This window comes from Janthinobacterium sp. GW822-FHT07A03, from assembly GCF_058798815.1.
The window spans coordinates 142,280-165,006 of the sequence record NZ_JBXAKW010000003.1; the positions used below are offsets into that span (position 1 = coordinate 142,280).

Here is a 22,727-nt window from a genome sequence, read left to right on the forward strand (position 1 = left end):
AGGGTCTAAAAAATTCGTAAAGACTGGGAAGGCAGCTGTAAACAAGATGTAAAAAAGGCGGCTTTACCGCATTAAATCCATCACAATTGGCGCAAAACCACGCGCGCGGCGCACCGTTGTTGCCCTGGAGTAGCGCTATTGCTCGCCGGACAAGATAGAATGCGCGAGCGTCCGCACAAGGACGCCAAGCCTGCCGCACTGCCCTCCCCCAGTGACGCTGGACGGGATATACTGTATATTCATACAGTTATCGCCGCCGCTGTCATTGCGCCCCGCAGTGCCCTGGCCTGGCGTTCCAACCACTGTCTTTACTTAGCTTGAACACGTATGGCCACTAAAAAACCAGCATCCGACTACAGCGAATCATCCATCCGTGTCCTGAAAGGACTGGAACCCGTCAAGCAGCGCCCGGGGATGTACACCCGCACTGAAAATCCGCTGCACATCATTCAGGAAGTGATCGACAATGCCTCCGACGAGGCGCTGGGCGGTCATTGCACGCATATCGCCGTGACGCAGAACACGGATGGCAGCATCACCGTCGAAGACAATGGCCGCGGCATTCCCGTCGGCCTGCACCCGGAAGAAGGCGTGCCGACGGTGGAAATCGTGTTTACACGGCTGCACGCGGGCGGCAAGTTCGACAAGGGTTCGGGCGGCGCCTACGCGTTCTCGGGCGGCTTGCACGGCGTCGGCGTGTCCGTCACCAATGCGCTGTCGACGCGCCTGGAAATCACCGTCTGGCGCAAGGAAAGCGACGGCAACGGCCTGCATCACATGGTGTTTGCCAACGGCGACGTGATCGAGCCCCTGAGTTCCCGCCCCGCCCCGCGCGACGGAAAAAAATCGGGCACGCGCGTCACGGCCTGGCCCGATGCAAAATACTTTGATTCGCCGAACATCTCGCAAACGGAGCTGCAACGCCTGCTGCGCTCGAAAGCCGTGCTGCTGCCGGGCGTCACCGTCACGCTGACCAACGCGAAGACGGGCGATACGCAGACCTGGCAGTACGCGGAAGGCTTGCGCGGCTACCTGACCGAAACGCTGGCGCAGGTATCGAATGGCGAAACCCTGATTCCCCTGTTCGAAGGCGCGCAATACGCGGGCCCGGACTCGGAAGGATTTGCCGAAGGCGAAGGCGCGGCCTGGGTCGTGGCGTGGACGGAAGAAGGCGCCATCGTGCGCGAATCGTATGTCAACCTGATTCCCACCTCGAATGGCGGCACGCATGAATCGGGCTTGCGCGACGGCCTGTTCGGCGCCGTGAAAAACTTCGTCGAAATGCACTCGCTGCTGCCCAAAGGCGTGAAACTGCTGCCGGAAGACGTGTTCGCGCGCGCTTCCTTCGTGCTGTCGGCCAAGGTGCTGGACCCGCAATTCCAGGGCCAGATCAAGGAACGCCTGAATTCGCGCGACGCCGTGCGCCTCGTGTCGACCTTCACCAAGCCGCCGCTGGAACTGTGGCTGAACCAGCACGTCGATTATGGCAAGAAGCTGGCCGAGCTCGTGATCAAGCAGGCGCAGTCGCGCCAGCGTTCACTGCAAAAAGTGGAAAAGAAAAAATCCTCGGGCGTGGCCGTATTGCCGGGCAAGCTGACCGACTGCGAATCGTCGGACATCGCGCGCAATGAACTGTTCCTCGTCGAGGGCGACTCGGCGGGCGGTTCGGCCAAGATGGGCCGCGACAAGGAATTCCAGGCGATCTTGCCCCTGCGCGGCAAGGTGTTGAACTCGTGGGAGACGGACCGCGACCGCCTGTTCGCCAATAACGAGATCCACGACATCGCGGTGGCCATCGGCGTCGATCCGCACAGCGTGGGCGACTCGCCCGACCTGTCGGGCCTGCGCTACGGCAAGATCTGCATCCTGTCCGATGCGGACGTGGATGGCTCGCACATCCAGGTACTGCTGCTGACCCTGTTCTTCAAGCACTTCCCCGTCCTGATCAACAAGGGCCACATCTGCATCGCCCGTCCGCCTTTGTACCGCGTGGACGCGCCCGCGCGCGGCAAGAAGCCGATGCAGAAAATCTATGCGCTCGACGACGGCGAACTGCTGGCCATCGAGGACAAGCTGCGCAAGGAAGGCGTGAAACAGGGCGCCTGGTCGATCTCGCGCTTCAAGGGCCTGGGCGAGATGAACGCCGAGCAGCTGTGGGAAACGACGATGAACCCGGACACGCGCCGTTTGCTGCCCGTCACGCTCGGTGAAATCGACCACATGGCCTCGGCGTCCCGCTTCAATATGTTGATGGGCAAGGGCGAAGCGGCAGGACGCCGCGCCTGGATCGAGGAACACGGCAATGAGGCGGAGGCGGATATCTGATGATCATCGGCATCGACCTGGGCACCACCAACAGCCTGGTTGCCATCTGGCGCGACGGCAAGGCTGCCATCATCCCGAATGCGCTCGGTGAACACCTGACACCGTCGTGCGTGAGCATCGACGACGACGGCACCGTGCTGGTGGGGCGCGCCGCGCGCGAACGGCTGCAGACGCACCCGCAACTGACGGCGGCCGTCTTCAAGCGCTACATGGGCAGCGAAAAGAAGATCACCCTCGGCACGCAGCAATTCCGCCCGGAAGAGCTGTCGTCGATGGTGCTGCGCGCGCTGAAGGAAGATGCCGAAGCCTTCCTGGGCCACAAGGTCGAGGAAGCCATCATCACCGTGCCCGCGTATTTCAGCGATGCGCAGCGCAAGGCCACGCGCATCGCCGGCCAGTTGGCGGGGCTGCGCGTGGAGCGCCTGCTCAACGAGCCGACGGCCGCCGCGCTGGCCTACGGCATCCGCGACAAGGAACAGGAAAGCAAATTTCTCGTCTTCGACCTGGGCGGCGGCACGTTCGACGTGTCGATCCTGGAGCTGTTCGAAGGCGTGATGGAAGTGCGCGCCTCGGCCGGCGATAATTTTCTGGGCGGCGAAGACTTCGTCACCGTGCTGGTCGACGCTTTCATGGAAGGCAGCGGCCTGCGCGGCGCCGTCGGCAGCCGCCTGCTCGACCCGCGCCAGCAGCAGCTGCTGCGCGACGAAGCCGAGCGCGTCAAGCGATTGCTGTCAGACCAGCCGTCCGTGCGCATGGCCACGCGCTACCAGGACAAGGAGTACAGCTGGGAGATCGGCGAAGACAAGCTGGCGCAGTTGTGCGAACCGCTGCTGGCCCGTTTGCGCCTGCCCGTGGAACGGGCGCTGCGCGACGCCACCATCCGCGCGGCGGAATTGAATGAAGTGGTGCTGGCCGGCGGCGCCACGCGCATGCCGCTGGTGCGTAAACTCGTCTCGCGCATGTTCGGCCGCTTCCCCGCCATCCACCTGGACCCGGACGAAGCCGTGGCGCTGGGCGCCGCCGTGCAGGCGGGTCTGAAGATGCGCGACGTGGCCCTCGACGAAGTGGTCATGACGGACGTGGCGCCGTATTCGCTGGGCATTTCGATTTCGCGCCAGGTCGGCGCGAACCAGTATGAGGGCGGGCATTACCTGCCCATCATCGAGCGCAACTCCGTGGTGCCCGTCTCGCGCACGGAAAACATCACCACCATCCACGACAACCAGAAGGAAATCAACGTGGCGATCTTCCAGGGCGAGTCGCGCCTGGTGGCCGACAACGTCTTCCTGGGCAAGATCAGCTTCCCGATCCCCGCGAAAAAGGCGGGCGAGATCGGCATCGACGTGCGCTTCACCTATGACGTCAGCGGCGTGCTGGAAGCGGAAGTGACGGTGCTGGCCACGCAGGAAAAGCACAAGATGATCATCAGCGACAACGCGGGCGTGATGACGCCGGAACAGATCGAGCAGCGCTTTGCGGAACTGGCCGACCTGAAGATCCACCCGCGCGAGCAGATGGAAAACCGCACCCTGGTCACGCGCGCCGACCGCCTGTACGAACAGTCGCTGGGCGACGTGCGCCAGTACCTGGCGGCGCACACGGCCAACTTCCAGGCCGCGCTGGAAACGCAGGACCCGGCCACCATCCGCAAGGCGCGCCAGGCGCTCGACGAGGTGTTGCGCCAGGTCGAGAGCGAGAGTTTCCTGTAAATGGACGGCGGCATGCACAACGGCCAGCGCGGCCTGTGGGCCATCCTGGGCACGGAGCCGACCGGCGACGAGCGCGCCCTCAAGCGCGCGTATGCGAAACGCCTGAAGGTGTCGCGTCCCGAAGACGATCCTGCCGCCTTCCAGGAGCTACGCGACGCCTATGAATACGCGCTGCATCTCGCCACGCAGAAGCAGGAAGCCGGCCTTGCCGCCCCGCTTGAAGCCCCGCCTTCCCATCGCCAGACTGTCACCGTGCCGGACGCGGTGCAACGGTCGCAAGAGGCATTTTTCGCCTGGCGCGAGAATAACCATGAGCACCCGCTCGAAAGCCTGGCGGCGCTGGCGGCCAGCGAACAGCTGCTCGATTTCGCCGTGCGCGAACAATTCGAGCGCCTGGCGCTGGACTATTGCGCCAGCGAGATCTGCGGCGACGAGGAGCGCGACGCCCTGGTCGCACACTTTGAGTGGCAAAAATATTTCCAGCGCCTGGAGAAGATCAACCGCGACGATGCGCATACCACGATGGCACGCTACAACGCCGCCCGTTCGCATGAGTTCCTGCTGCATGGCGACCATCAGCAGAAGGCCGCGTTGAAAGTGCTGCTGGCGCCCCGCCCTCCTGCCTATACGGGATTGCTGGGTGACAAGATCTTTACGCGCACCCTGCTCGAGTTGATCACGCGGCTGCGCTGGCAGCACCAGGATTTCCTCGCGTACCGCGTCAATCCCGAGGTACTCGACTGGTGGGAGCGGCACGCCAGCGCCAAACGCTATCATGTCGATACGGCGGTGCACTCCTTCATTGTCGGGCTGGTGCTGTTCATCATCGCCCTCGTATTCGAGTCTCTCCGGGAGGGTGAGAAAATCGCGTATTTCAACGCCATCGCCTTTTTCGGCACGCAGGCCCTGACGTTCTGCGTCTTCGCGGCCCTGGCATTCCTGCCGCCACGCAAGCTGCTGGCCAGGATGGCACAGTTCAAGGAGCGCAGACTGGATATCTACCTGCACCAGCGGCGCTACCAGGCCAGCTGGCAATTGGGCTGGCTGCCGCCATTCGTGCTGCTATCGCTGCCGCTGTTCCTGCCTGGCGGCTATCGGCCGTTGTCCTACGTAATGCAGCCAGGACTGATGGTGTGCGCATTACTGGCGCTGTTGGCGGCATCCGTCGTCCTGCGCTGGTATCATCTACTTCTGCTGATGCCACTGGCGCTGGCATCGGCCATGCTGATGCGAGAATGCGGCTTCGGCAACTACGGCAACGGTGTCCTGCTGTCGTTCTGCACCTGCTTGCTGGCGCAGGCCATGCGCGGTGGGGTACGGCTGTTCCTGGCATCGGGCTGGCCGCCCGCCAGGCTGAGGGTAGTGCGCCTGGCATGGCTATGTAGCCTGCCGGTACTGTTGATCATGCTGGCACCTGGCATCCTGCCGGCGGCCTTGCCGGTCCTGCTGACGTGGCTATGGTGCCTGAGCGGCATCCTGTTGTCCCGCTTCACGCCCACTAAATTGCCGCCCGTTATGCTGATATGGCCCCTGCTGTTCCTGAAAGGCGGCTGGGATCATGTGCGCGATTATCTGGACGGCCTGCCCGATACCCGCCTCGTATTCCTGATGCCCTTGCTGCTAATCGTGACCATTTTCATGCTGACCAATATGTATCATGCGGAACAAGATGAAAACTATTTTTCCTGATTTTCCGGTCATGGATCGACGGGGCTATCGATGAGTGATGGCATGCACAACGGCCAGCGCGGCCTGTGGGCCATCCTCGGCACGGAGCCGACCGGCGACGAGCGCGCCCTCAAGCGCGCGTATGCGAAGCGCCTGAAGGCGACGCGTCCCGAAGACGATCCTGCCGCCTTCCAGGAGCTGCGCGAAGCGTATGAATACGCGCTGTGCCATGCGCACCTGTTTGCTGGTGAGCTGCCGGAAACGCAAGCGGCCGAAGCGGCGGTGGCGGAAACGCCAGAAGCGCCGCCCATGGAGCCGGCCGACCTGTGGGGCGTCATCGACGAACCCGCGCAGCAAGCGCACGCGGAACTGTGGGGCGTCATCGCCCAGAACCAGGCACCGCCGCCGGAACTATGGGGCGTGGTCGCCATCGATCCGGCGCAGGAAGCGGCCAATCTTTGGCAAGGCTGCCTGGCATGGATGCGGCACGCGGATGCGGGCGACGCGCTGGCCCGCATGCTGCAGGACGACGCCATGCTGAACCTCGACGTGCGCGAAGAATTCGACCTGTGCGCGCTGCGCTATTGCGCCAGCGCCGGCTATGACCTGGCGCTGCGCCAGGCCCTGTTCGAGCAGCTGGACTGGGAGCACGACTTTTCCTACCTGGCGCGCAGCCATGCGGACCTGGTGCGCGCCGCCGTGCAGCGCTACCGGGCCGACCGCTCGTTCGCCCATTTCAGCGACAACCGCGACAGCTACCCGGGCCTGGACTGCATCATGTCGCAGCAGCCGCCAAGCGCCTACGCGCGCCAGCTGTTCGATGAAAAATTCACGCTGCAGCTGCGCGAGCTGCTGCACGCGATACGCTGGCAGCACGGCGAGATGCTGGCCTACAAGCTCGATACGGACCTGTTCGAGCAGTGGGAACACGCCGTGCATGGCAAACGTTACTTCAAGCAGACGGCGCTCGCGTCGGGCGGCCTGGGCTTCGTGCTGCACTTCATGCTCGCGGGCGTGCTCGATGCGGCCGGCTTCAAGCTCGGCGACACGGCCGCCTATGCCAGCCTGCTCGGTTTCCAGGCGCTAACCTTTGCCCTGTTGGCCATGCATGCCTTGCGGTGGCCGGCGCCCCTGTTCGCGCGGCTGGACTCGCTGCAGGAAGCGCTGCAGGACCGCCTGCCCGTGCTGTGGCATCGGCCCGGCTTGCGGCAACTGGGCTGGATCGCGCCCTACCTCGTACTGGCGCTGATGCTGTTCCTGCCCGAACGCAGCGACACCATGCGCCTCGTCACCGCGGGCGGCCTGTGCGCGTCGGCCCTGCTCGCGTATGCGATGAACCGCCAGCTGCTGCATGGCATGCTGCTGCTCCTGGTCCTGGGCATGTCGCTGTTCGCCGCCATGTTCATGAGCGGCAAGGGCCAGCCGGCGCTGGCCATCGGCGACGCCATGCCGATGATGTTTTGTCTGGCGGCGCTGGCCCTGCGCAGCGCCACCGGCCTGTATGGCGATTGCGGCTGGCCGGAGGCGCTCTTGCCCCGCCTGCGCGCGGCATGGCTGATCGGCTGTGCGGGCCTGCTGTCCTTGCTGTATTTGCAGCAGCTGCCGGCCGCCCTCGTCGGCGCCGCGCTGTATGCCTGGTCGTGCGCCGGCCTGCTGTTTTCCCCCACCGATTTCAAATGGAAGACGATCTGGCCGGTGATACTGGTGCCGTCCCTCGCCAGCGTCGTGCTGGCCGGCCAGCCCCCGGCCATCCGCGCCATGCAGATGATGCACAACAGCGTGGAGCTGGCCCTGGCCGTGCTGTATCTGACCTTGCGCTATATGTATCTGACGTACGGCAAGTCCTTTTCCAAATCCCGGCTGTCATAATCAGCCCCACGAATTCAACCGCAACCACTTAACACCGAAACAAGCGCCATGTCCACACAAACCAATTTATTTGACGATGCCCAGCCTGAGCCGATCGAGCCGGATGAACCGGTATTCGACGGCGAAGCGCTGACCCTGTCCACCTTTGCCGAGCGCGCCTATCTCGATTACGCCATCTCCGTCGTCAAGGGCCGCGCCCTGCCCGACGTGTGCGACGGCCAGAAGCCCGTGCAGCGCCGCATCCTGTATGCGATGAATGAGCTGGGCTTGAATTCCACGGCGAAGCCGCGCAAATCGGCGGCCGTGGTCGGCGACGTGCTGGGTAAATTGCATCCGCACGGCGACCAGTCCGTGTACGACGCGCTGGTGCGCATGGCGCAGGATTTCTCCTTGCGCTACCCGCTGATCGATGGCCAGGGCAACTTCGGCTCGCGCGATGGCGACGGCGCCGCGGCCATGCGTTACACGGAAGCGCGTCTGACGCCGATCGCCAAGCTGCTGATGGATGAAATCGGCATGGGCACGGTGGATTTCCAGCCCAACTACGACGGTTCGACGGAAGAACCGAAGCTGCTGCCGGCGCGCCTGCCGATGGTGCTGCTCAATGGCGCCTCCGGCATCGCCGTGGGCCTGGCGACGGAAATCCCGTCGCACAACCTGGCCGAAGTGGCGAAAGCAGCCGTCGCCATGATCCGCGATCCGAAGATGACGCACGCCGAGCTGATGGCCATCATTCCCGGTCCCGACTTCCCCGGCGGCGGCCAGATCATCACGCCGCCCTCGCAGATCGCCGACATGTACGCGAGCGGCCGTGGCAGCATGAAGGTGCGCGCGCGCTGGAAGATCGAGGAACTGGCGCGCGGCCAGTGGCAAGCCGTCGTGACGGAACTGCCGCCGGGCACCTCGTCGCAAAAGGTGCTGGAAGAAATCGAGGAACTGACGAATCCGAAGATCAAGCTGGGCAAGAAGGCGCTGTCGCCGGACCAGGTAGCCCTGAAGGCGCTGATCCTCAATTCGCTCGACACCATCCGCGACGAATCGGGCCGCGCCGCGCCAGTGCGCCTCGTGTTCGAACCGAAGTCGAAAAACCAGGACCAGACGGAATTCATGCTGATGCTGCTGGCGCACACGTCGCTGGAATCGTCGACCTCGATCAACCTGGTGATGATAGGCGGCGATGGCCGTCCGCGCCAGAAAGGCCTGGGCGACATCCTGCGCGAGTGGATCGACTTCCGTTTCGAGACCGTCACGCGCCGCACCGGCTACAAACTGGGCAAGGTCAAGGACCGCATCCATATCCTGGAAGGACGCGAAGCGATCCTGCTCAATATCGACAAGGTGATCCAGATCATCCGCAATTCGGATGAGCCGAAGGCGGCCCTGATCGAGGCGTTCAAGCTGTCCGAGCGCCAGGCCGACGATATCCTGGAAATCCGTTTGCGCCAGCTGGCGCGCCTGGAAACGATCAAGATCCAGCAGGAACTGGCCGAGCTGCGCAAGGAAGAAAAATCGCTGCAGGACCTGCTCGACAACCCGGGCTCGATGAAGCGCGCCATCATCCGCGAGATCGAAGCGGACGCCAAGCAGTTCGGCGACGCGCGCCGCACCCTGATCGAGGAAGCGCAGAAAGCCGTGGCCGAACAGAAGGTGGTCGATGAGCCGGTCACCGTCATCATCTCGGAAAAAGGCTGGGTGCGCGCGCGTACCGGCATCGGCCACGATGCGGCGCAGTTCACCTTCAAGGCGGGCGACAGCCTGCATGGCGCCTTCGAGTGCCGCACGGTCGACACCCTGCTGGGCTTTGGCAACAACGGCAAGATCTACTCGGTGCCCGTCTCGGCGCTGCCCAACGCGCGCGGCGACGGCGTGCCGATCACGACCTTGTGCGACCTGAGCGGCGGCACGCCGGGCAATGCCGTGCGCATCCTGCACTACTTTGCGGGCAATGGCGCCACCAATTTGCTGCTGGCGTCGAGCGCCGGCTACGGCTTCATCGCCAAGGCGGGCGACATGACGAGCCGTCTGAAAGGCGGCAAGGCCTTCATCACCCTGGACGATGGCGACGTGCCTCTGGAACCGAAAGTCATCCCCGAGGCGGCCAGCGCCCTGGCCTGTTTGACGGAAGGCGCGCGCCTGCTGGTGTTCGGCCTCGATGAAATGAAAATCCTGTCCAAGGGCGGCACGGGCGTCAAGCTGATCGACCTCGATGCCAAGGACAAGCTGCTGGCCGTGCAGCCGATCACGCAGCGCGGCGTGGTGGTCTCGGGCATCGGCCGCGCGTCGAAACCGCAGGATGCGTCGCTGGGCGCCACGGCCCTGGCCGAGCACTTCGGCAAGCGCGCCAAGAAGGGCAAGGCGCTGGCGGCCAAGCTGAAGCCTGTCTCGATGACAGCCATCGGCTGAGCGCCACCCAGCCACACGAAAAGACAGGTTCGCCTGTCTTTTTTTTCGCCCATCGCATCTGGCAGCAGAGTAAATAATTTTACAGATAGGCGCCGTGCTCCCGTTATCCCTGCAGGCATGCCACCGGCATGCCGCCCACGGACAGGAGAGCAAGGATGACACACAACGTCTCAGGCAGGCTGCCATGCAGCGCCTGACGCCGGCAGAACGGCTGGTGGCGGCCATGGCGGCCGAAGGCTTGCCGTATAAAAGCATCGCCAGGGAACTGGGCAAGTCGCCGGCCACCGTGCGCAACCAGCTGCATGCGATTTACCAGAAGCTGGGCGTGGGCAACCGCACGGCGCTCGCGCACAAGCTGCGCGGCCAGCCTTAACGCCGCGCCAGGCGCAGCACGTCGGGCGTCGCTTCGACGATGTCGATCACGTCCTGCGCCCCGCCAGCATCGCTGAGCGCATAGCGACCCATGCCCAGGGGCACCAGCCAGGTAACGGGGCCGGCGCGGGGACGGTCGTCGGGGCCGGGCGCCATGGACGTCAATGTCGCCTCCCCTTGCGCCATGGCGCCGGCGGGCGCGCCGAATTCGAGCACCTTGCGCCCCTTGCGGCTGGGAGGAAAGGCGAAGGTGGCCGTGGGCCGGTACACCTCGATACCGTCGGCATCCTCCTCGAAGGAATGCGTCCAGCTGCCGCTGGGCAGTGCCGTTGTCATGCCGTGCATGCCGCCTCCCGTTTAACGCATTGACGTCAGAAACACGATACCACGCCGCCCAGGCTTTCATAGCCGCTCACGGACGGTGACCAGGCCGTGCCGTTCCAGGCCTTGTGGAACAGGGCGCCATTCGTACCCGTGACAAACACGTCGAGCCGGTTCGGCGCCCAGGCCGTGGCGCGCGGACGCGAGGTGCACACGCCGCCCAGGCTTTCAAAGCCCGTCAGCGACGGCGTCCAGGTGCTGCCGTTCCACGCCTTGTGGTACAGGGCGCTATCGGTGCCGATGACGAACAGGTCGAGCCGGTTGGGCGCCCACGACACGGCTTCCACCTCGCCCACGCAGATGCCGCCCAGCCGTTCGAAGCCGTCGTTGGACGGCCCCCATTTGGCGCCGTCCCACCACTTGTGGTACAGGGCGCCATCGGTGCCCGTAACAAAAACGTCGAGGCGGTTCGGTCCCCACGCCACCGCCTTCGGCGACGAGGTGCAAATGCCGCCCAGGCGCTCGTAGCCCGTCAGCGACGGTCCCCAGGCGGTGCCGTTCCACCACTTGTGGTACAGCGCCCGGTCCGTGCCGATGACGAAGACATCGAGGCGGTTCGGCCCCCACGCCACGGCGTCCGGCTGGCCCAGGCAGATGCCGCCCATGGCTTCGTACCCGGTCAGCGACGGCCCCCAGGCGGACCCGTTCCACCACTTGTGATACAGGCCGCGGTCCGTGCCGACGACAAACACGTCGAGGCGATTCGGCCCCCAGGCCACGGCGCGCGGGTCGCCCACGCACAAGCCGCCCATCGCTTCATAACCGGTCAGGGACGGTCCCCAGGCCGTGCCGTTCCACCATTTGTGGAACAAGCCGCTGTCGGTGCCAGTGACGAACACGTCGAGCCGGTTCGGCGCCCACGACACCACCTGCGGCGCGCTGGTACAGATGCCGCCCTGCCCTTCATAGCCGGTGACGGACGGCGCCCAGGCCGTGCCGTTCCAGGCCTTGTGGTACAGCGCGCGATCCGTGCCCAGCACGAAGACGTCGAGGCGGTTCGCGCCCCAGGCCACGACGGGGGAGGAACTCTGACGCGGCGTGGCGCCCGTGCCGCCCGTCCCCGTGCCGATGCTGGCGCGCGGACCATCGAGGCAGGCCTGCATGCGCGCCACCTGGCCCGCCGTGAACATGAACATGGCGGGATCGTCGACGTAATCCATGTAGTTCATGAACATGTCGCCATTCGGCCCGTTACTGCAGGAAATGTGCGGGAACGAAGGCTGGCCCGTGTTCGGTCCGCCCTGGTTCGGCGTGTCGGCCACGTTGTCCGTGCCCGAGCACCCGGTGCCGTCGTCGCCCCAGATATGATTCAGGTTCAGCCAGTGGCCGATTTCGTGCGTGGCCGTGCGCCCCAGGTGGAAGGGCGGCGCGGCCGTGCCCGTCGTGCCGAAGGCCGATTGCAGGATCACCACGCCGTCGGTGGCGGCCGGTCCGCCGGGAAACTGCGCGTAGCCGAGCAAGCCGCCGCCCAGCTGGCAAACCCAGATATTCAGGTAGGTGTCGGCCGGCCAGGCATCCATGCCGCCCATCGCCTGCGATTTGACGGCATCGTCGGCGCCAAACGAGGCCACGGTCGTCTGGCGCCGCTCGACGCCGCTGGTGGCCGCGCCGTTCGGATCGGTCGTGGCCAGCGCGAACTCCACGCGCGCATCGGCCGTCAGCGGCAGGAACGGCGCCGGCGTGCTGTTCACATCGGGATTGACACGCCGGAAATCACGGTTCAGTACGTCGATCTGGCTGGCGATCTGCGCATCCGAAATATTCTGCGCGGCCGTATTCCACACCACGTGCACGACCACCGGTATCTGCGTCACGCCGGAACGTGCTGCAATGCTGCCGTCGCCCTCGTAGAGACCGGCCAGGTTTTCAATATCGGCGCGCACGCTCGCATACGATGGATCTTCAGTCAGCAGGCGGCGATGCACATCCATCGTGGCGCAGGTGCGCACCTGCGGCGCGCCGCCTCCCTGGCCGCCGCCGTCACCGCCCATGCCGCCTCCCCCGCCCCCGCCCCCGCCATCGCGGTCGCCCCCCATGCCGCCGCCATCGCCCACGTGCATGCAACTGGCGCCGGCCATGCCCTGCGATGCCTGCTGCATGCCGCCGCCCGGCATGCTCCCCGCGCTGGCAGCTGCAGCATGGGTGGCGGCCTGGTCTGCGTACGACATGCCCAGGCGCGGCCCCGGCATGGCGCCGGCGCCGGCCACATCAGTGCCGGCATGCACGTCTCCCTCGACCGGCATGGACTGCATGGACTGCATGGCCGGCGCGCCTTCCGCCGAACCGGTGGCCGGTGTTTTTTTCGTTTTAGCGGTGCTCATGATGTCTCCTTCGTCTGTTTGCCAATTCACTATGGCACGGCGAAAAGAGGAGCATTTGCGCCAGATCAAGACTGGCAAGCGGTGCCTGAGAAAAGTGGCGGACGAAAAAAAAGACAGCCGAAGCTGTCTTTTTTTGCTTGCAGGCCGTGGCCCGCAAACGGGGAATTACTTGGCGGCGGCGGCCTTGACTTCAGCGTCGGCCTTGGCCTTGGCTTCTTCCGTCTTGGTGGCGGCGAGGGCTTTGTCGGCGTTCGCTTCCACTTTTTCCTTGGCGACCTTGGCGTTCGCTTTCACGGCAGCCTTGGTAGCTTTCGCATCGGCCTTGGCATCGGTCTTGTCTGCCTTGGCTTCCGCTTTCAGCTTGTCTTCCGCATCGGCGTTGACGACTTTGTCATGGGCCTTGGCCTTGGTTTTGTTCGCCTTGTGATGGGCGTCGGCTTTCTTTTCGTCAGCCTTCATTTCGGCCTTGGCGACATTGGCGTCAGCCTTGGCATCGACCTTGGCTTCCGAAGCGGCAGCCTTGTTGACATCTTTTTGCGCTGAAGCCTGGGCTTTCACGACAGCTTCCGTGGCCGGCGCCGTTTGAGCGAAGGCGGCGGTAGCAAACAGGGTAGCGATCAGTGCGGCGAGTAATTTGTTCATGATGAGACCTTTCAATATGGTTTAATTTTATTCTTACTAAAGGCGGGCAAAATGTTCAAAATTTGCCAGGCATCGCGCTGTTTCTTGATGTAGCGCAATGGCATGACTTCATAGTAAAGATAACTGGCAAACCACACAGTGCGGTAGCGCACTCAACGAGAAATATGTGCAAATCGACAAATTTCCCATCGAGTGCGGCCGGACGCTTCAGATCCTCATGCGCCCACGGCCAGCGCCGCGTGGCGCGCCGCCACCCACTCCTCGTTGGCCGGCTCCACGCCTACCACGATGCGGCTGGCGTCGGTGGAGATACGGCTGGCGTTGCGCGCATTGGCCTGCGCATCGAGCACGGGGCCGATAAAACCGAGCTCGGCGCAGATGCGCTGGCGCAGTTCGGCGCTGTGCTCGCCGATACCGGCCGTAAACACCAGCATGTCCAGCCCCCCCAGCACGGCTGTCAGGGCGCCGATCTCGCGCACGATGCGGCGGACATATAAAGCCAGCGCGGCGCGGATGCGTTCGCCCGTCGCATCCTGCCGGTCCTGCTGCGCCAGCAGCACGGGTGGGTCGGCCGACACGCCGGACACGCCCAGCAAGCCCGACTCGTGGTACAGCACGTGCGCCACTTTTTCCAGCGACAGCTTTTCGATTTCCATCAGGTAGATCACGGCGCCCGGATCGAGCGAGCCGCAGCGCGTGCCCATCATCAGGCCGTCGAGCGCGGAAAACCCCATGGTGGTGGCCACGCTGTGCAAATTGTCCATTGCGCACAGGCTGGCGCCGCTGCCCAGGTGGGCGACGATGACCTTGCCGCGCGCGACAGCGCCAAAACGCCGCTCCAGCACCAGCGACTGGTATTCGTAGGACAGGCCGTGGAAGCCGTAGCGGCGCAAGCCCCGCTCCCACGCATCGTAAGGCAGGGCCAGCATCTGTTCGACCTGCGGCACCGTATGGTGGAAGGCCGTGTCGAAGCACGCCACCTGGGCGATGTCGGGCCGCGATGTGAGCAGCACCTCGATCGCCTCGAGCGCGAACGGCTGGTGCAGGGGCGCCAGCGGCACATAGCTTTTCAGGTCCGCCAGCACGGCGAAATCGATGCGCACGGGGGCGAAGTACTTGCTGCCGCCATGCACCACGCGGTGCGCCACGGCGCGCAGCGCACGCCCGTCCAGCTGCGCCACCACTTGCGCGCGGATGTATTCGAGCGCCGCGTGATGCGGCTGCTGCGGGTCCAGCTGCAAGGCGACCGCCGGCAGGCCGCCGGCGCGGTACGTGGCGTTTTCGCGGCCGATGCCTTCGACCTTGCCGCTCCATTGCGCCTGCTGCGGCAGCACGCCGTCCGCCTGCTCGAACAGGGCGAACTTGATGCTCGACGAGCCGCAATTGAGCACCAGGATCAAGGCACCGTCGGCGTGGGTGATTTGCGCGTTCATGGCGGCGTGCTCCGGTAATGGTTGGCCAGCATCACGGCGATGGCGCACGAAGCGATGCGGCTGGCGCGCGAATCGGCGCGGCTGGTGAGGATGACGGGGATCTTCGCGCCCAGCACGATGCCCGCGCTGTCCGCGTCGCCCATGTATTCGAGCTGCTTGGCCAGCATGTTGCCGCTTTCCAGGTCCGGCACCAGCAGGATGTCGGCGCGGCCCGCCACTTCCGAGACGATGCCCTTGACGGTGGCGGCGGCGATCGAGACGGCGTTATCAAAAGCCAGCGGGCCGTCGAGGATCGCCCCCGTGATCTGTCCGCGGTCGGCCATCTTGCACAGGGCGGCAGCGTCCAAAGTCGCCGGCATGTCCGCGTTCACCGTTTCCACGGCGGCCAGGATGGCCACACGCGGGCAGGCCACGCCGATCACGTGCGCCAGGTCGATGGCGTTGCGCACGATGTCGGCCTTCATGGCCAGGTTGGGCGCGATATTGATGGCGGCATCCGTGATGATGAAGGGGCGCGGATAGGCGGGCGTCTGCATCAGGAAGCAGTGGCTGATGCGGCGCTTGGTGCGCAGGCCGGCGCTGGCCGACAGCACGGCCGACATCAGTTCGTCCGTATGCAGGCTGCCCTTCATCAGTGCCTCCACTTCACCCTTGCCCGCCAGTTCGGCGCCGCGCGCGGCCGCCGCATGGCTATGCTCGACGTCCTCGATGGCGATGCCGGCCAGGCTCAGGCCCGCTTCGGCCGCCACCGCTTCCAGGCGCGCGCGCGGCGCCACCAGCACGGGCGTGATCAGGCCGGCCGCATAGGCGTCGAGCGCGCCCGACAGGCTCAATTCATCGCAGGGATGGATCACGGCGACCTTGATGGGTCCCAGCGTGCGCGCATGCTCCAGCAGGCGCCGCGTGCCGTCGCCGTTATGCAGCCGCACTTCGGGCAAGGTGGCGCGCGCCCGTTCGATCTGCTCGGCCGGCGCGATCACCTGCGCCTCGCCGTCGAGCACCACGGCGCCGTGCTGGTTGACGCAGCGGCAAGCCAGGGTCACGTGGCGGCTGCGCGGCTCGAGGGCCGTGACGGTGACGCTGATGGCCAAGGTATCGCCCACGCGCACGGGCTGCAAAAAGCGCAGGGTCTGGCCCGTGTAGACGGTGCCGGCGCCTGGCAGGCGCGTGCCCAGCACGGCGGAAATGAGAGCCGCGCCCCACATGCCGTGCGCGATCACGCCCTGGTAGCGGGTGGCGACGGCAAATTCCGTATCGAGGTGCTGCGGGTTGTCATCGCCCGACATCACCGCGAACAGGGCGATATCGTCCATGCTCAGGGTGCGCGTGATGCTGGCGGTGTCGCCGATGGCGATCTGGTCGAAGGTGCGGTTACGCACGATATGCAGATCATCGTCTTGGGTAGTAGTCATCGTGGTCTTCTAGGCAGAGGTAATGTGTTTGGCCGGTTTGGCCTTGGGTCCGGCATGGGATGGGCGCGCGTCCGGCGGCAGCGCCTGCGCCTGCGCCTTGATCGCGCGGTCGAAGACGTCAAGCATCTGCTGCAGGCTCGCTTCCTCGTCCGGCGTCGGCGCCTCGGGCACTTGCAGCACCTGCTGCAGCCACTCGGCCAGCGCGCCGATGTCATCCGGATCGGCGCGCGACAGCAAGGCCGGCAAGGCGGCGATGGCGGCATCGAAATCATGCAGCATCAGGCGCGCCTGCTGGCGCACGATGCCGCGGAATTCCTCCATGCCGACCTCCTGTCGGTATTGCGGCTTGATCAATTTGAGGGCCAGGTTGACCCTGCGCTCGTCGGCGATCATGCGGAAGCGGTAGATATAGAACAGCGCGCGCACGGCCGCTTCCACCAGGCCGCCGCGCTGCATGTCCTCGTCCATCTTGCGCGTTTCGCAGCGCACGTATTCGCAATGCTCGGGCGAGATGCCGGGATGGGGGCGCGGCGGCGCGGCATCGCCGATGGCCTGTCCCGTCAGCGCCTGCACCAGGGGCGAGCCGTACACCAGGTCGAAGGTGCTTTCCTGCACAGTATCGCGCCAGTCGCGCCAGCTGTTCAAACCGGCCGTGATGGCGCCGGAGACGGCTTCCTGCATGGCCAGCAGCGGATTGTCGGGCGATACCGGCTGGCGGTGGGCGCGCACTTTTTCCGCCTCCCTGGCCACCAGCCTGGCCAGCGGATTGTGATCGGTCCAGCGCTCGTACGACACGCGCAGCGGATGCGCAAGCTGCAGGAAGCGCGCGGTCTGCGGCGTGACCATGGCGCGTACCCACGGCTGCGCGAACGTGCGGTACAGGGCCAGGTTGACCTCAGATACGCGCGCGGCGGCGGCGAACTTGCGGTCGTTTTCCACGCTCGGCCGCACGATGGCGCGCACGTCCTCGATGCCGCGGTGCTCGACCTGCAGCACATAATCTCCGCTGGCCAGGTCCGCGTTCGGCGTGTCGGGCGTCTTGTCGACGATCCGCGCTTCGTAGATACCGGCCGGCAGCAGGTTGATCAGGTCGATATTGCTGGCGAATTTCTGGTGTTCCTTGTGCCCCACCTTGGCCGAGACGAAGATGCCCAGGTGGCCGATGCTGTCATGCACGGCATACACGATGGTCTGGTCGTGCATCAGCACGTCCTTGTCGTCGCGGTACAGGTCCGTGATCCAGCCCAGCGCCTGCGGCGGCGGCGTGATGTTGTCGCCATTCGAGCAGAACACGACGATGGGCGAACGGATATTGCGCAAGTCCAGGCGCACGCCGTCGGAGGTAATCAATTCCGCCGTGGCCAGGCGGTTGCCGATGAACAGATTGTCGACGATGTACTGCATCTCGACGTCATTGAGGAAGACGTGGCCGCCCCAGTATTTTTCAAATTCCAGGTAGCGGGGCGCTTCCGTGTCGATGTTCGCGTACAGGTTGTACTGCTTGCTCCACAGGGTGTTGGCCGGGTTGAGCTTCTCGAAATTCTGCACCAGGCTGGCGCCGTCGAAGCGGCCGTTGCCCAGGTCGCCCGCCAGCGCCGTGGCCCAGCTGCCGCCCATCAGGCCGCCCGCGTAGCGCATCGGGTTGCGGCCATGCCAGCCGGCCCAATAGGACACGGGCGCGCCGGCCACGATGATGGGGCCGAATAGTTCCGGGCGCATGGCCGCCGTCATGAGGATTTGCCAACCCGCCTGGCAATTGCCGATGACGACGGGCTTGCCTTCGCTGAGCGGATGCAGGGCGATGACTTTTTCCAGGAAGGCCGCCTCCGCGTGCATCACGTCTTCCACCGTCTGTCCCGGCACGGGATCGGGCAGGAAACCGATGAAGTAGCACGGATGGCCGGCGCGCAGAGCCACGCCGATCTCGCTCTCGGCCTTGAAGCCGCCGATGCCGGGACCATGGCCGGCGCGCGGATCGACGACAACAAAAGGGCGCTTCGATGGATCAGGCTCGGGCGCATCGGGCGTCAAAATGCGCGCCAGGCCGTAGTTGACGGGGCGCGCCAGCTCAAGGCCGGACATCACCAGTTCGGCGGGGAAGTCCAGCACGTTCGGTACTTCCTCGGCCAGGTGCTCTTGGTACTGGTTGCCGCGCCGGCGCATCACGTCCGCGTACAGCACGATGCGCTGCCACGAGTCGCGCGCATAGTCGCCCAGCATGCCCAGCGACGGCAAGCCGCCGGTGGAGAAAAATGGTGCAGCTTCGATCTTCATGGCTATCCTTTTCATGCAAAAAACGCCGGACCATTCCGGCGCGGGGGCTACGCCATCTGGCTGATGGTCTTGCGAAAACGCGCCAGCGCGAAGGTAAACAGGGCCGTGCCGATGGCCAGCAAGGCCAGGAACGGTTTCCACACCACGTCGATGCCGGCGGCCCGGTACAGAATCGCCTGGCTCAATTCGACGAAATGCGTGGTCGGGGCGATCAGCATGATGTTCTGCACCAGCTCGGGCATGCTTTCGCGCGGCGTGCTGCCGCCCGAGAGCATCTGCAGCGGCAGCAGCACGAGGATCAGGAGCATGCCGAACTGCGGCATGCTGCGCGCCACGGTGGCCAGGAAAATGCCCATCGAGGTGGTGGCGAACAGGTGCAGGGCCGCGCCGCACAGGAACAGCGCGATCGAGCCTTCGATCGGCACGTGCAGCATGCCGCGCACCACCAGGTTCAGCGACAGGGCGGCGGCCAGCAGCACCACCAGACCCATCGACCAAACCTTGCCCAGCATGATCTCGGCCGGCGTCACGGGCATCACCAGCAAGTGCTCAATGGTGCCGTGTTCGCGCTCGCGTATCAGGGCCGCGCCCGTGAGGATGATCGACAGCATCGTCACCTGGTTGATGAGCTCCATCAGCGAGCCAAACCACGCCTGGCTCAGCGAGGGATTGAAGCGCGCGCGCATCACCAGCTCCACGGGCGAGACGGTCGCGCCCCGGTAGCGTTTGCCGAATTCGGCTATTTCACCGGCGACGATCTGCTGGATGTAGCCGCTGCCGCTGAAGGCCTGGCTCATGCGCGTGGCGTCCACGTTCAGCTGCAATTCCGCCTGGCGCCCGCCCAGCACGTCGGCCTGCAGCTTGGGCGGGATCGTCAGCACGAAGGTGTACCGGCCCGCGTCCAGGCCCGCATCGACCTGGCTCTGGTTGATCATGGCCGGCGGCGTGAACTGGGGCGGGAAGAAGGCCGAGGCGATGCGCCCGGACAGGGGCGAGCCATCCTCGTCGACGATGGCGATCGAGGCCATGTGCAGGGTTTCCGGCTTGGCCGTGGCGGCCACGTAGATCGCCAGGGTGAACGTGTAGAGGATCAGGATCAGCATCATCGGGTCGCGGATCAGGCTCCAGATTTCCTTCACGCCCAGGCGGTAGATGTTTTCAAGGTGGCGCATGTCAGCTCTCCTGTTTCTTCAGCAGCGCCACCGTCACGCCGAGGATCACGGGAATGGCGACGAGCAGGGGCCAGAACGAGGCGTGCAGGTCGCCGAAGCCCAGCGCCTTGTTGAACACGCCCCGGCTGATATTGAGCATATGCGTGGCCGGGTACATCAGGCCGATGGCCTTGCCCACGCCTTCCATCGACGAGACGGGATTGAGCAGGCCGGAAAACTGGATGGCCGGGATCATGGTGCCGATCATGGTCACGAACAGGGCCGCGATCTGGCTGCGCGTAAAGGTCGAGGCGAACAGGCCGATGCCCGTGGCGCAGATATTGAAGATGAAGGTGGCGCCGATCAGGGTCGGCAAGCTGCCCTTGATCGGCACGCCGAAGGCGGTGACCGCCAGCAGGGCCATGAGGACGAAGTTGAACATGGCCAGCACGACGTACGGCACCTGCTTGCCGAGCAAGAATTCCAGGCGCGTGACGGGCGTCACGTACAGGTTGATGATGGAACCGAGTTCCTTTTCGCGCACCACGGACAGCGCCGCCAGCATGGCCGGCAGCATCAGCAGCAGCAAGGGAATCACGGCCGGCACCATGGCGGGCAGGCTTTTCACGTCCGGGTTGTAGCGGTAGCGCGTCTGGATGGCGACGGGGTTGCTCATCGTGATGCCGTAGCGGTGCAGCGCTTGGTCGGCCAGCCACAGCTGATGCATGCCCTGCACGTAGCCCTGCACGGTTTCGGCGCGCATCGGCATGGCGCCGTCGATCCACGCGCCCACCTGCGCCGGCGCGCCGCGCTGCACGTCGCGCGCGAAGCCGGGCGGAATCTCGATGGCCAGCGACAGCTCGCCGCTGCGCATGCGCTTGTCGATATCGGCATAGTCGCGCAGCGGCGGGCGCTCGACGAAGTAGCGCGAGCCGGCCAGGTTGTTCGTGTAATTCTGGCTCAAGGTGGTCTGGTCGTGGTCGAGCACCGCGTAGCTCAAGTCCTCGACGTCCAGGCTGATGCCGAAGCCGATGACGAACAGCAGCAGCACGGAGCCGCCCAGCGCCAGGGTCAGACGCACGGGGTCGCGGCGCAATTCCAGCGCCTCGCGCCACATGTAGCTGAGCATGCGGCCCAGGCTGAAACGGCTGCGCCGGTGCTGCGGTGCGGCCGCTTCAGCCTTCTGCACGGGCGCTTCGGCTTCGCTTTCCTGCGCCGCCGCTGCCGTGCCGCCGCCCGCCTCTTCCAGGTAGGCGATGAAGGCCGCTTCCAGCGATGGCGCGCCCTTCTTGCGCACCAGTTCGGCCGGCGCATCGCTTACCAGCACTTTACCCGCGTGCATCAGCGAGATGCGGTCGCAGCGCTCGGCCTCGTTCATGAAGTGGGTGGAAATGAAGATGGTGACGCGGTCGCGCCGCGCCAGTTCGATCATCAGGCGCCAGAAATTGTCGCGCGCGATGGGATCGACGCCGGACGTCGGCTCGTCGAGGATCAGCATTTCCGGCTTGTGCACCATGGCCACGGCCAGCGACAGCCGCTGGCGTATGCCCAGCGGCAGGCTGTCGGGCAAGTCGTCCATCACGGCGCGCAAGTCGAAGCGCTGCGCCATTTCATCGATCCTTGCCAGGATCTCGCCCTCCGGCACGTGGAACAGGCGCGCGTGCAGCACCAGGTTCTGGCGCACCGTCAGTTCGCTGTACAGGGAAAACGCCTGCGACATGTAGCCGACCCTGCGGCGCGTGTCGATGTCGTTGGAATCGACCTCCTTGCCGAACAGCCAGGCCTTGCCTTCCGTGGCCGGCAGCAAGCCCGTGAGCATCTTCATGGTGGTCGACTTGCCGCAGCCGTTCGAGCCGAGAAAGCCGAAGATCTCGCCGCGGCCGATGCGGAAATTCACATGATCGACGGCCGTGAAATCGCCGAAGCGCATGGTCAGGTCTTTGGCCTCGATGGCGACGTCCTGCGCGCTGGCAGGGTCCAGCGGCGTGATCACGACGGGCTGGTGGCCGGCGCGCTTGGCTTCGGGCAGTAGCTTGATGAAGGCCGCTTCCAGGTTGCCGCTTTCGGTACGCGCCAGCAGTTCGGCCGGCGTGCCCGTATCGAGCACCTTGCCGTCATCCATGGCCACGAGCCAGTCGAAGCGCTGCGCCTCGTCCATGTAGGCGGTGGCCACCATCACGCTCATTTGCGGGCGCTGCACGCGGATGCCCGCGATCAGGTCCCAGAACTGGGCGCGCGCCAGCGGATCGACGCCGGTGGTCGGCTCATCGAGAATGAGCAGGTCGGGATCGTGGATCAGGGCGCAGCACAGCCCCAGCTTCTGCTTCATGCCGCCCGACAGCTTGCCCGCCGGGCGCGCGAGGAAGGGCTGCAGGCCCGTGCTGGCGGTCAGCTGGTCGATGCGGCGGCGGCGCTCGGCGGCGTCGTGGCCGAACAGGCGCGCGAAAAACTGCAGGTTTTCCTCGACCGACAGGGTAGGATACAGATTCTTGCCCAAGCCTTGCGGCATGTAGGCAATGCGCGGGCAGACATCGTCGCGGTGGCGCGCATCGCGCATGTCGCCGCCCAGCGCCATCACGCTGCCCTGCTGCACGGCGCGCGCACCGGCTACCAGCGACAGCAGGCTCGATTTGCCCACGCCATCGGGGCCGATCAGCCCCACCATGCGGCCGGCCGGCACGTCGAGGTCGACGCCGTCGAGCGCCACCGTCTTGCCGTAATGCTGGCTGACGCCCTGGATGCTGACGACAAAGGAAGTCGCGTCCAT

Annotated in this window: 14 protein-coding genes; 6 read left to right on the plus strand and 8 right to left on the minus strand. The window is 65.2% G+C overall.

Features of this window, described 5'->3' with window-relative positions:
* Positions 1–327: 327 nt before the first annotated feature.
* The 6 genes from AC1RJW_RS10245 to AC1RJW_RS10270 all read left to right on the plus strand — a co-directional run bounded on the left by AC1RJW_RS10245 (position 328) and on the right by AC1RJW_RS10270 (position 10,347).
* Positions 328–2,325 carry a DNA topoisomerase IV subunit B gene (locus AC1RJW_RS10245; RefSeq protein WP_326457346.1) on the plus strand — a complete coding sequence of 666 codons (1,998 nt, stop codon included), beginning with the start codon at positions 328–330 and terminating at the stop codon, positions 2,323–2,325.
* Positions 2,325–4,034, plus strand: a complete 1,710-nt coding sequence (locus AC1RJW_RS10250) for a molecular chaperone HscC (RefSeq protein WP_493044824.1) — start codon at positions 2,325–2,327, stop codon at positions 4,032–4,034. Before AC1RJW_RS10245 ends, AC1RJW_RS10250 begins: the two co-directional genes overlap by 1 nt.
* A gap of 12 nt (positions 4,035–4,046) precedes the next feature.
* Positions 4,047–5,723: a hypothetical protein gene (locus AC1RJW_RS10255; RefSeq protein WP_493044825.1), complete on the plus strand. Its 1,677-nt coding sequence runs from the start codon at positions 4,047–4,049 to the stop codon at positions 5,721–5,723.
* Between the two features lie 42 nt (positions 5,724–5,765).
* On the plus strand, positions 5,766–7,571 hold the full coding sequence (locus tag AC1RJW_RS10260) for a J domain-containing protein (RefSeq protein ID WP_493044826.1): 1,806 nt from the start codon (positions 5,766–5,768) through the stop codon (positions 7,569–7,571).
* Between the two features lie 48 nt (positions 7,572–7,619).
* Complete coding sequence (gene parC, locus AC1RJW_RS10265) at positions 7,620–9,974, plus strand: DNA topoisomerase IV subunit A (protein ID WP_493044827.1); 2,355 nt, start codon at positions 7,620–7,622, stop codon at positions 9,972–9,974.
* 184 nt (positions 9,975–10,158) lie between these two features.
* Complete coding sequence (locus AC1RJW_RS10270) at positions 10,159–10,347, plus strand: helix-turn-helix domain-containing protein (RefSeq protein WP_035822224.1); 189 nt, start codon at positions 10,159–10,161, stop codon at positions 10,345–10,347.
* On the opposite strand, the gene AC1RJW_RS10275 is transcribed toward AC1RJW_RS10270, so the two are convergent.
* The 8 genes from AC1RJW_RS10275 to rbbA form a co-directional block, all read right to left on the minus strand.
* Entirely contained in the window at positions 10,344–10,691 is a 348-nt protein-coding gene (locus tag AC1RJW_RS10275; protein WP_493044828.1) for a hypothetical protein, read from the minus strand. The two genes, AC1RJW_RS10270 and AC1RJW_RS10275, sit on opposite strands and share 4 nt — an antisense overlap.
* A 26-nt stretch (positions 10,692–10,717) precedes the next feature.
* Entirely contained in the window at positions 10,718–13,048 is a 2,331-nt protein-coding gene (locus AC1RJW_RS10280) for a DUF8189 domain-containing protein (protein ID WP_493044830.1), read from the minus strand.
* A 165-nt stretch (positions 13,049–13,213) separates the two neighbouring features.
* A complete protein-coding gene (locus AC1RJW_RS10285) occupies positions 13,214–13,690 on the minus strand; it encodes a hypothetical protein (RefSeq protein ID WP_070224288.1) in 477 nt (158 codons plus the stop codon).
* A gap of 215 nt (positions 13,691–13,905) precedes the next feature.
* Complete coding sequence (locus AC1RJW_RS10290) at positions 13,906–15,123, minus strand: acetate/propionate family kinase (RefSeq protein ID WP_493044831.1); 1,218 nt, start codon at positions 15,121–15,123, stop codon at positions 13,906–13,908.
* On the minus strand, positions 15,120–16,535 hold the full coding sequence (locus AC1RJW_RS10295; protein WP_493044832.1) for a bifunctional enoyl-CoA hydratase/phosphate acetyltransferase: 1,416 nt from the start codon (positions 16,533–16,535) through the stop codon (positions 15,120–15,122). The genes AC1RJW_RS10290 and AC1RJW_RS10295 overlap by 4 nt, the downstream gene beginning before the upstream one ends.
* A 9-nt stretch (positions 16,536–16,544) precedes the next feature.
* On the minus strand, positions 16,545–18,809 hold the full coding sequence (locus tag AC1RJW_RS10300) for a DUF3141 domain-containing protein (protein WP_493044833.1): 2,265 nt from the start codon (positions 18,807–18,809) through the stop codon (positions 16,545–16,547).
* 47 nt (positions 18,810–18,856) lie between these two features.
* Positions 18,857–19,981, minus strand: coding sequence for an ABC transporter permease (locus AC1RJW_RS10305; RefSeq protein WP_493044834.1), 1,125 nt, complete (start codon positions 19,979–19,981; stop codon positions 18,857–18,859).
* Position 19,982: 1 nt separating this feature from the next.
* Positions 19,983–22,727: a ribosome-associated ATPase/putative transporter RbbA gene (gene rbbA, locus AC1RJW_RS10310; protein ID WP_493044835.1), complete on the minus strand. Its 2,745-nt coding sequence runs from the start codon at positions 22,725–22,727 to the stop codon at positions 19,983–19,985.

What these genes read in the sequence shown, in the direction of transcription:
- AC1RJW_RS10245 (WP_326457346.1), top strand. Translation starts at nt 328, where the DNA reads ATGGCCACTAAAAAACCAGCATCCGACTACAGCGAATCATCCATCCGT.
- AC1RJW_RS10250 (WP_493044824.1), top strand. Translation starts at nt 2,325, where the DNA reads ATGATCATCGGCATCGACCTGGGCACCACCAACAGCCTGGTTGCCATC.
- AC1RJW_RS10255 (WP_493044825.1), top strand. Translation starts at nt 4,047, where the DNA reads ATGCACAACGGCCAGCGCGGCCTGTGGGCCATCCTGGGCACGGAGCCG.
- AC1RJW_RS10260 (WP_493044826.1), top strand. Translation starts at nt 5,766, where the DNA reads ATGCACAACGGCCAGCGCGGCCTGTGGGCCATCCTCGGCACGGAGCCG.
- parC (WP_493044827.1), top strand. Translation starts at nt 7,620, where the DNA reads ATGTCCACACAAACCAATTTATTTGACGATGCCCAGCCTGAGCCGATC.
- AC1RJW_RS10270 (WP_035822224.1), top strand. Translation starts at nt 10,159, where the DNA reads ATGCAGCGCCTGACGCCGGCAGAACGGCTGGTGGCGGCCATGGCGGCC.
- AC1RJW_RS10275 (WP_493044828.1), bottom strand. Translation starts at nt 10,691, where the DNA reads ATGCACGGCATGACAACGGCACTGCCCAGCGGCAGCTGGACGCATTCC.
- AC1RJW_RS10280 (WP_493044830.1), bottom strand. Translation starts at nt 13,048, where the DNA reads ATGAGCACCGCTAAAACGAAAAAAACACCGGCCACCGGTTCGGCGGAA.
- AC1RJW_RS10285 (WP_070224288.1), bottom strand. Translation starts at nt 13,690, where the DNA reads ATGAACAAATTACTCGCCGCACTGATCGCTACCCTGTTTGCTACCGCC.
- AC1RJW_RS10290 (WP_493044831.1), bottom strand. Translation starts at nt 15,123, where the DNA reads ATGAACGCGCAAATCACCCACGCCGACGGTGCCTTGATCCTGGTGCTC.
- AC1RJW_RS10295 (WP_493044832.1), bottom strand. Translation starts at nt 16,535, where the DNA reads ATGACTACTACCCAAGACGATGATCTGCATATCGTGCGTAACCGCACC.
- AC1RJW_RS10300 (WP_493044833.1), bottom strand. Translation starts at nt 18,809, where the DNA reads ATGAAGATCGAAGCTGCACCATTTTTCTCCACCGGCGGCTTGCCGTCG.
- AC1RJW_RS10305 (WP_493044834.1), bottom strand. Translation starts at nt 19,981, where the DNA reads ATGCGCCACCTTGAAAACATCTACCGCCTGGGCGTGAAGGAAATCTGG.
- rbbA (WP_493044835.1), bottom strand. Translation starts at nt 22,727, where the DNA reads ATGGACGCGACTTCCTTTGTCGTCAGCATCCAGGGCGTCAGCCAGCAT.